Below are 8,533 nucleotides of genomic sequence, written 5' to 3' on the forward strand. Positions count from 1 at the left end.
ACCGAGCGCCAGCGGCTGGCTGCCGATTGGCAGCGCCTGCGCCGCGCCGCCGCGCAGGGTGACATCGATCTGGATCTGGGCAATGCCGTTTTCAGCCGGCGCTGGTGGCTGAAGGCCGCCACCTGCGCCGTACTGGTCGGCGGCGGCCTGTGGGCCGGCGCCCAGGTGATGCCGATCCACGATGGCGTGCCGCGCGCCTTCACTCCGGCCGAACGTGAAGGCGGCCTCGCCCACGCCATCGCGCCGCTGGCACTGGGCGCGCGCACCGGCGCCGCCCCGCACGTCGATGCCCGCCAGCTGCGTCCGCTGGCCGAGGCGCCGGAGCGGCCGCGCGTCGAACGCAGCCTCACCGTCGGCCGGCGCGGTCTGGCAGGCGCGCTCCGGAATGCCGGCGTCGGCGCCGAGGATGTCGCCACCGTCACTCGCCTGCTTGAAGGGCTCAACCCGCCGGGCGGCAGCCGCGCCGACCTAGTGCTGGGCCGCAGAGCCACGAAGAGCGTGCCGCGCCCGCTGGACAGCATGAGCTTGCGCGCTGCCTTCGACCTGAAGGTGGAGTTCGCCCGTGTCGATGGCGCGCTCGTCATGAAGCGCATTCCGATCAGGGTCGATTCCACGCCGCTCAGGGTGTCGGGCAAGGCGGGCAGCAGCCTGTCGCGGGCGCTGCGCAATGCCGGTATTCCCGCCGCCCAGGCCGCCGAGTTCGTGCGCCAGATGCGCCACGTCGTCGATTTCCAGCGCGGGCTGAAGGACAATGACCGGTTCGACATCATCATCGAGCAGGATCGTGCCGAAACCGGCGAGGTGCGCCACGGCCGGTTGCTCTATGGCGCCCTGGCGCAGGTCCGCAAGGACCCGGTGGAGATCGGCTGGTTCGAAGGCGAATATTACCAAGCCAGCGGCGAAGGCGTGAAGAAGGGCCTGATGCGCACGCCGGTCGATGGCGCCCGCATGTCGAGCGGCTTCGGCATGCGCCGGCACCCGGTGCTGGGCTTTTCGCGCATGCACAAGGGCGTGGATTTCGGCGCCGGCACCGGCACGCCGATCATGGCGGCGGGCAGCGGCACGATCAGCTTTGCCGGCTGGCATGGCGGCCACGGCCGTTATGTGATGGTGCACCACAACAAGGACCTGGCCACCGCCTATGCCCACATGTCGCGGATCGACGTACGCCCCGGCCAGAAGGTGCGGCAGGGCCAGGTGATCGGCGCGGTCGGCTCGACCGGCCTGTCGACCGGGCCCCACCTCCACTACGAAGTCTATCTCCGCGGTGCACCGGTCAACCCGGTGCGCCTGAAGTTCATTGGCGGCGCCGAACTGAGCGGCCGGGCGCTCGACAATTTCCAGCGCCAGATGAACCGCTGGCGCGCGCTCGACGTCGCCAGCGCCGCGCCAAAGGCTGCCCAAGCCGGCGACGACTGACCCCGGCGGCAGACCAGCCAACCGACATTTTTTGGCCATCCTCCCCTGTCATCAGGTGCACCGTGTTCGCCCTCATCGCTCCCGTGCTGGCGCTGGCCGCCACGGCCACCCTGCCGAAACCGCAGCGCCCGGTGGCGCCGATCGTCTCTGCGTCCTGGGGCGAGGAGGCCGACCGCGACCGGCTGGGCGAGGCGGCGGACGTCATCCGCATCGCCGGCGTGAAGCCGGGACAGACTGTGGCCGACATCGGCACCGGCGGCGGCTATTACGTGATGCGTCTGGCGCCGCTGGTGGGGCCGCAGGGCCGAGTCTATGCCCAGGACGTGTCGCAACGGGCGCTGGACCAGGTGCGGCGGCGGGTGGCGGCGGCAGGCCTGTCCAACGTGCGCTTCGTACGCGGCGGCCAGTCGAGCGCGCGGCTGCCGGCGGCGAGCCTCGATGTCGCGCTGATGGTCCACATGTATCACGAGATCGAGCAGCCCTATCTGCTGCTCGACAAGCTGCGCGCCAGCCTGAAGCCGGGCGGCCGCGTGGTGGTGGTTGATCTCGACCGACCGACGCTGCAGCACGGCATGCCCAAGGCGCTGCTGACCTGCGAGGTGAAGGCGGTGGGCTTTGAGCTGGTGGGCATCACCGACATCAGCCAGGGCTATGTGGCGGTGTTCCGCCCCGGGCTCAGGCCGCGGCCCGACAGTGTGAAGGCCTGCCGGGGGTAAGTCGACTTGCCGCATGGGCGCCGCGCCGCGTGCGTGACAGGCGAAGGCGCCATGCAGACGCCCACCACCACCCCGCCAATCGTGCTCTTCTATGGCATCGCCGGCCTGATCCCGTTTTTTGCGGCACCCGTCGCCACGCTCCTCTGGCCGGACTTCCGCTGGCAGTTCAACGAGGCGTTGCTGTGGTGGAGCGCCATCATCCTGTCGTTCCTCGGCGGCGCGCGCTGGGGTGCGGCGGTGCAGGCGGCAGCACCCGCCCCCCGCCTCATCGGCCTGGCCATGCTACCCAGCATCGCCGGCTGGCTGATCCTGCTGGTGGAGGCCAAGTATCGTGTGGCGCAATTCGGCCTGTTTGCCGCTGCGCTGCTCGTCCACCTGGTGTGGGATATGGCGGGACGCGGCCTGCCCGGCTGGTATGGCCGGCTCAGGATGTTGCTCACCGCCGGCGCAATCACGGCGCTGGGCTGGCAGGCCGTGCTACAGGGCTGACCAGCGCGCGAAGATGGCGGTGGGCAGGATCAGGCCGCGCGCCTCTTCGCGCACGCCCATGTCCCCCACCTCGATGCGGCCGCCGCGTGGCCCCAGCGCCTGTTCCAGCAGCGGCTGCAGCGCCAGCGCCGAGAGGCGGATGGCATAGACGGTGAGCACGCAGACGCGCGCATCATCCGCCAGCAGCTGGCGGGCGAGATCGACCAGTTCGGGCAGGTCGCGCTCCAGCTGCCACACCTCGCCATCGGGGCCGCGGCCATATTTTGGCGGGTCGAAGATCAGGCCGTGATAGCGGCTGCCGCGCCGCACCTCGCGGCGCAGGAATTTCAGCGCATCATCGACAATCCAGCGGATGGGCGCTTCGGCGAGGCCGGACAGCGCGGCATTCTCGCGCGCGGCGGCCACGCTCTTCTTGCTGGCATCGACGTGGGTCACCTGCGCCCCGGCGCGCGCCGCCACCAGGCTGCCCACTCCGGTATAGCCGAACATGTTGAGCACCCGGTCCCCGGGGCGGATCGCCGCCTGCAGCCAGTCCCACTGGGCGCCCATGTCGGGAAAATAGCCGAGGTGGCGGAACGGCGTGTTGCTGGCCCAGAAGGCGACCGGGCCAGCCGGCGTCGGGCGCTGCATCGCCCAGCGGTCTGGCACGTTGCTGTTCAATTGCCAGCGGCCGCCGCCCTCCTCGTCGCTGCCGCCGACAAACTCGCCATCCGCCCGCCAGTCCGGGCTGGCGGGCGCCCACATCGCCTGCGGTTCGGGGCGGATGAAGCGGAAGCGGCCGTGGCGTTCCAGCTTGCGGCCGCCCCCGGAGTCAACAAGGCCGAAGTCCGCCCACGGCTCGGTGACGAGAACGCCAAGGCCGGTCATGCCGCTGGCTTGTGCTTGCCGATCTCGGCGCGGGCCGGTGCGCCGGCCAGCATGGCGCTGCCTGTCGCGCGCGCCTCGTCCACCGTCACCGCCTTGATCCGCGCCACGGTTTCAGCCGGGGCCACGAAGCGGCGGTGCACGGCGAGGCTGCGCGCCAGATAGTCGGCGGCGCCCTGAGGCGCCTCCAGCGCCATCAGCAGTCCGGCCAGCGCCTGGGCGCGGGCACGGTCGAGCTCGGCCTGTTCAAGGCCCTTGGCCGTCTCGGCCAGCACCTGGCCAACGAGTTCGCGGGCCGCCGCCGCATTGCCCGGATCGGTCGCGGCATGCACGCTCATCAAACCGCCATCGGCATAGGGTTGCAGCGCCGCCGACACGGCATAGGCGAGGCCACGCTCCTCGCGCAGCTGCTGGAACAGGCGGGACGACATGCCGCCGCCGGCGGCCAGCGTGAACAGCAGCGCCGCCTCCTGCGCCGGGTCATGATGGCCGGGCGCTGCCCAGCCGGCGGTCAGTTGCGCCTGCTCGATGCGGCGCTTGTCGTGGCGGCTGGTGGGGGCAAAGCGCGCCGGTTCGGCCGGCGGCCGCGCGGCATCGCCGGGCTGGCCGGGAAAGGCCGCCTCGGCCAGCCGGCACAGCGCGTCGTGGTCCACCTTGCCAGCCACCACCAGCTGCAGCCGCTGCGGGGCATAATGGGCGGCCTGCCAGCCCAGAAGATCGTCGCGGGTGATGCGCGCCAGGCTGGCCTCGTCACCGAGGATCGAGCGGCCCAGCGCCTGGCCGGGATAGGCGGCCTCCTGCAGATGGTCGAACACGATGTCGTCGGGCGTGTCGCGGGCTTCGCCCAGTTCCTGCAGCACCACCTCCTTCTCGCGCACGAGATCCGCCTCGTCGAAGCGCGGATTGGAGACGAGATCGGCGACGAGATCGACGCCCAGCGGCAGGTCGCCGGCCAGCAGCCGGGCGTGGAACATGGTGGCGTCGCGGCTGGTCCAAGCGTTGAGCTGGCCGCCCACGTCCTCCATCTGCTCGGCGATCTGGCGGGCGGATCGGCGATGCGTGCCCTTGAACACCATGTGCTCGAACAGATGCGCGAGGCCGTTGACGTCAGCGGCCTCGAAGCGCGCGCCGGTATCGGCGCTGACCGCCAGCGCCACGGTCTCGACACCCGGAATCGCCCAGCTGGCCACGGTCAAGCCGTTCTCCAGGGTCGTCAGGCGGGGCGCGCTCATCGCGGTCTCGCGCGTGCAGCGATGTGCGCCTCGATCTCCTGCAGGCGCGCCGGCGCCCGGTCATAGCGTTCGGGCCGCGTCATCAGGTCGGCCAGGCGTGCCGGCAACTGCGGCGTCACCCCAGTGGCCGCGGCGACGGCGGCCGGGAACTTGGCCGGGTGGGCAGTGGCCAGCGTCACCATCGGCGTGTCGCCATCGTCCCGCCGCGCTGCCGCCAGGCCGATGGCGGTGTGCGGATCGATCAGCTGGCCGGTGTAGGCCAGCGCCCAGCGCATGGTGTCGGCCATTTCGTCAGCGTCAACACGGGCCGCGCTGAAGAGGCCGGCCTTGTCCAGCCAGGCCCTTGGCAGCGCGAGTGTCTTCGTCGCCTCGAAGGTGGCCATGGCGGCGGCGAGCGCCCCGGCATCGCGGCCCGACAGGTCGAACAGCAGCCGTTCGAAGTTGGAGGAGACCTGGATGTCCATCGACGGCGCGTCGGTGGGGGTGACCGTGCCGGCGCTGTAATCGCCGCTGGTCAGCGCACGGTGCAGGATATCGTTGCGGTTGGTGGCGACCACCAGCCGTTCGATGGGCAGGCCCATCTGCGCCGCGACATAGCCGGCAAACACGTCGCCGAAATTGCCGGTGGGCACCGCGTAGGCAACGCGGCGGTGCGGCGCCCCCAGCGCCAGCGCAGAGGTGAAATAATAGACGACCTGGAACAGCAGCCGCGCCCAGTTGATGCTGTTGACCGCCGCCAGCGGGAACCGGGCAGCGAAGGCGGCATCGTTGAACATCGCCTTCACGATGGCCTGCGCATCGTCGAAATTGCCGGCAATGGCGATGTTGTGAATGTTGGCATCGAGCACCGTCGTCATCTGCCGGCGCTGCACCTCGCTCACCCGGCCATCGGGGTGGAGCATGAACACCTCGACCCCGGCGCGGCCGGCCAGTGCATCAATGGCGGCCGAGCCGGTGTCGCCCGAGGTGGCGCCGATCACCGTGATGTGCCGGCCCGACGCACGTAGGAAGCGTTCGAACACCAGGCCGAGCGCCTGCAAGGCCACATCCTTGAAGGCCAGCGTTGGCCCGTGGAACAGCTCCAGCAGCCAGTGCCGGTGATCCAGCTGGACCAGAGGCACCACGGCATCGTGCGCAAAGCGGCCATAGGCGCGGGTGAAGATGTCGCGCAGAACCGCCTCGTCGAGCGCGCTGGCAGTGAACGGCGCGCACACGCGCACCGCCACCTCGACATAGGGCAGCCCGGCCATTGCGGCGATTTCGGCCTCGGTGAAGCGTGGCCAGGTTTCGGGCACGTAAAGGCCGCCGTCGCTGGCGAGGCCGGCGAGGGTAGCGCCTTCGAAATCGAGGATGGGGGCCGCCCCCCGGGTGGAAATATAGCGCATGGCAGCGCCGGCTTACTGAGGGCGGGCCGGCGGCGCAACCATTCCCCGCCGCCGCAGCCACAGGCCATAGATGAAGGCCAGCGCCACTGCGAGCCCGAACCATTGGCCGGCATAGGCGAGGTGATTGTCGGGCAGGTCGGCGGCGCGCGGCTGACGCGGGCGGCCCAAGGGGGCGATCGCGCTGTCGGGGATCAGCATGAAGCGCGGCCGGCCAGGCTCCTTGCCATAAGGGTTTTCGATCACCACGCCGGCCAGTTCATGATCGAGGTTCAAAACCTTGTCACGGGCATCGGCGCGGCGCGTCCAGCCGGCGACCGCCACGATGTCGGGCGGCAGATCATTGGGCCGGCACGAGACGACGACATAGAAGCCGGAGGTGCCGCCGGCCGAACTGCCGGGCCTGAGGTCGTAAGGGCGCTTGGGGCCGGCGTGGCAGCCGATCTCGGCACGGCGATACTGCACCGACAGCGTGCCCTGCATCGCGCGGGCAAATTCCGACGGGCTGACCGGCGGCAGCGTGCCGGCGGCCTCCAGCCGGGCGATCAGATCGCGCTTCCATTCGCGGCGCTCCAGCTGCCAGCGGCCAAGGCCGCACAGCACCAGCACGCCGATGACTGTGATGAGCGTGGGAATGAGGGGGATGCGGCGGCTCACAGGCTGCCTTCGCCCGCGTCGGTGCGATATTCAAGCGCCACCAGCAGTCCCTTGGCAGCGCGCAGCAGGACGAGTGTGAGGGCCAGCGTGAGCGGTGTCCATAGCAACACATGCACCCACCAGGGCGGCGCAAACTTGGCATCGGTGATCAGGGCGGCCGCCATCATCACCGAACCGACGATGAAGATCAGGAAGGCCGCCGCGCCATCGCCGACATTGAAGCGGCCATAGTCCAGGCCGCAGGCGGTGCAGCGCGGGGCGAAGGCAATCAGGCCGGCAAACAGGGGCCCGGCGCCACAGCGCGGGCAGCAGCCCTTCAGTGCAACGTCAACCGGTGTGGGCGCCTCAGCCAAACTGGCTCACGGCGACGGCGGCGCCGAACTTGGAGCCCCAGACATAGATGGCAATGAACAGAAACAGCCACACCACGTCGACGAAGTGCCAGTACCAGGCGGCGGCCTCGAACCCGAAATGCTGGCGAGGCGTGAAGTCGCCCTTGTAGGTGCGCGCCAGACAGACCATCAGGAAGATGGTGCCAACGATGACGTGGAAGCCGTGGAAGCCGGTCGCCATGTAGAAGGCGGCGCCATAGATGCTGTCGGCCATGCCATATTCGGCATGATGATACTCGTAGGCCTGCACGCCGGTGAAGATGAGGCCCAGCACGATGGTGACCCACAGGCCCTGCTTCAGGCCCTTGCGGTCATCGTGGATCAGCGCGTGGTGGGCCCAGGTGACCGAGGTGCCGGAGAGCAGCAAGATCAGCGTGTTGAGCAGCGGGAAGACGAAGGGATCGAGCAGTTCGATGCCCTTCGGCGGCCACACGCCGCCCACCGCTTCGTGTGCAGACGGGTAGAGGGCGGCGTTGAAATAGGCCCAGAACCAGGCGACGAAGAACATCACTTCGGACGCGATGAACAGGATCATCCCGTAACGGTGATGCAGCTGCACCACGGGCGTGTGATCACCAGTGTTGGCTTCGTGGACGACATCCTTCCACCACAGGAAGAACATGGCGCACACCGCCGCCAGCCCGGCAAAGAAGGCCGGCATGCCCCAGCCGGCCTTGTGCATCCAGCCGATCGCGCCGGAGGCCAGCAGCCCCACGGCCATCGACATCATCAGCGGCCGCGATGAGGGGTTGAGGATGTGATATTGGTGCGTCTTGCCAGCAGCCATGGGCTTATCCTGTGGTACGTTTTGTCGCAGCGCTTACCGTGTCCGGCGTTGGTTTGTCCACCGGATAGAAGGTGTAGCTCAGGGTGATTTCATCGACCTTGCGGGCGATCGGATCATCGAGAATTGCCGGATCGATATAATAGCTGACCGGCATGTCCACCGTCTCGCCGGCGGCAAGCGTCTGCTCGGTGAAGCAGAAGCAGTCGATCTTGATGAAATAGCGGCCGGCCACATCGGGCGAGACGTTGAACACCGCACGCCCGGTGACCGGCACGGCGGCGGTGTTGCTGCTGGTGTAGAAGGCCAGCCGCTTCTCGCCGATGGGAATGCTGACTTCGGTCGCCTTGGGACGGAAGCGCCAGCCCAGGCCGGGCGCCACGTTGGCATCGAAACGTATCTTGATCATCTGGCCCGGCACGGCCGTCGGCACCGGCGCCGCGGCGGCGACCTGGGTGGTGCCGCCAAAGCCCGTCACCTGGCAGAACATGCGATAGAGCGGCACGGCGGCATAGGCGAGGCCGATCATGCCTACGGCCAGCAGCGTGGCCGCCAGCCCGACACGCCGGTTGGCCCGGGCCGTGGCGGCTGCCGCGCC

At 69.3% G+C, this 8,533-nt stretch carries 10 protein-coding genes; 3 read left to right on the top strand and 7 right to left on the bottom strand.

Annotation, left to right across the window (positions count from 1 at the left end):
• The 3 genes from GJV64_RS08160 to GJV64_RS08170 form a co-directional block, all read left to right on the top strand.
• The coding region (locus tag GJV64_RS08160) for a peptidoglycan DD-metalloendopeptidase family protein (protein WP_164156767.1) at positions 1-1,419 on the top strand (1,419 nt) is incomplete at its 5' end.
• Positions 1,420-1,481: 62 nt separating this feature from the next.
• A complete protein-coding gene (locus GJV64_RS08165) occupies positions 1,482-2,135 on the top strand; it encodes a methyltransferase domain-containing protein (protein WP_164156768.1) in 654 nt (217 codons plus the stop codon).
• Positions 2,136-2,186: 51 nt separating this feature from the next.
• Complete coding sequence (locus GJV64_RS08170) at positions 2,187-2,624, top strand: DUF3429 domain-containing protein (RefSeq protein WP_164156769.1); 438 nt, start codon at positions 2,187-2,189, stop codon at positions 2,622-2,624.
• Here the strand turns inward: GJV64_RS08170 and GJV64_RS08175 are convergent.
• From GJV64_RS08175 to GJV64_RS08205, 7 genes are all read right to left on the bottom strand, one after another.
• Entirely contained in the window at positions 2,613-3,491 is an 879-nt protein-coding gene (locus GJV64_RS08175) for a class I SAM-dependent methyltransferase (protein WP_164156770.1), read from the bottom strand. The genes GJV64_RS08170 and GJV64_RS08175 overlap by 12 nt on opposite strands.
• A complete protein-coding gene (locus GJV64_RS08180) occupies positions 3,488-4,720 on the bottom strand; it encodes a M16 family metallopeptidase (protein ID WP_164156771.1) in 1,233 nt (410 codons plus the stop codon). The genes GJV64_RS08175 and GJV64_RS08180 overlap by 4 nt, the downstream gene beginning before the upstream one ends.
• On the bottom strand, positions 4,717-6,105 hold the full coding sequence (gene thrC, locus GJV64_RS08185) for a threonine synthase (protein ID WP_164156772.1): 1,389 nt from the start codon (positions 6,103-6,105) through the stop codon (positions 4,717-4,719). The genes GJV64_RS08180 and thrC overlap by 4 nt, the downstream gene beginning before the upstream one ends.
• Before the next feature lie 12 nt (positions 6,106-6,117).
• On the bottom strand, positions 6,118-6,759 hold the full coding sequence (locus GJV64_RS08190) for an SURF1 family protein (protein ID WP_164156773.1): 642 nt from the start codon (positions 6,757-6,759) through the stop codon (positions 6,118-6,120).
• Positions 6,756-7,112 carry a DUF983 domain-containing protein gene (locus GJV64_RS08195; protein WP_235927661.1) on the bottom strand — a complete coding sequence of 119 codons (357 nt, stop codon included), beginning with the start codon at positions 7,110-7,112 and terminating at the stop codon, positions 6,756-6,758. Before GJV64_RS08195 ends, GJV64_RS08190 begins: the two co-directional genes overlap by 4 nt.
• On the bottom strand, positions 7,105-7,938 hold the full coding sequence (locus tag GJV64_RS08200) for a cytochrome c oxidase subunit 3 (RefSeq protein WP_164156774.1): 834 nt from the start codon (positions 7,936-7,938) through the stop codon (positions 7,105-7,107). Before GJV64_RS08200 ends, GJV64_RS08195 begins: the two co-directional genes overlap by 8 nt.
• A gap of 4 nt (positions 7,939-7,942) precedes the next feature.
• On the bottom strand, positions 7,943-8,533 hold a 591-nt coding region (locus GJV64_RS08205), incomplete at its 5' end, for a cytochrome c oxidase assembly protein (protein WP_268920638.1).

Source organism: Sandarakinorhabdus rubra, assembly GCF_010994245.1.
Lineage (GTDB): Bacteria > Pseudomonadota > Alphaproteobacteria > Sphingomonadales > Sphingomonadaceae > Sandarakinorhabdus > Sandarakinorhabdus rubra.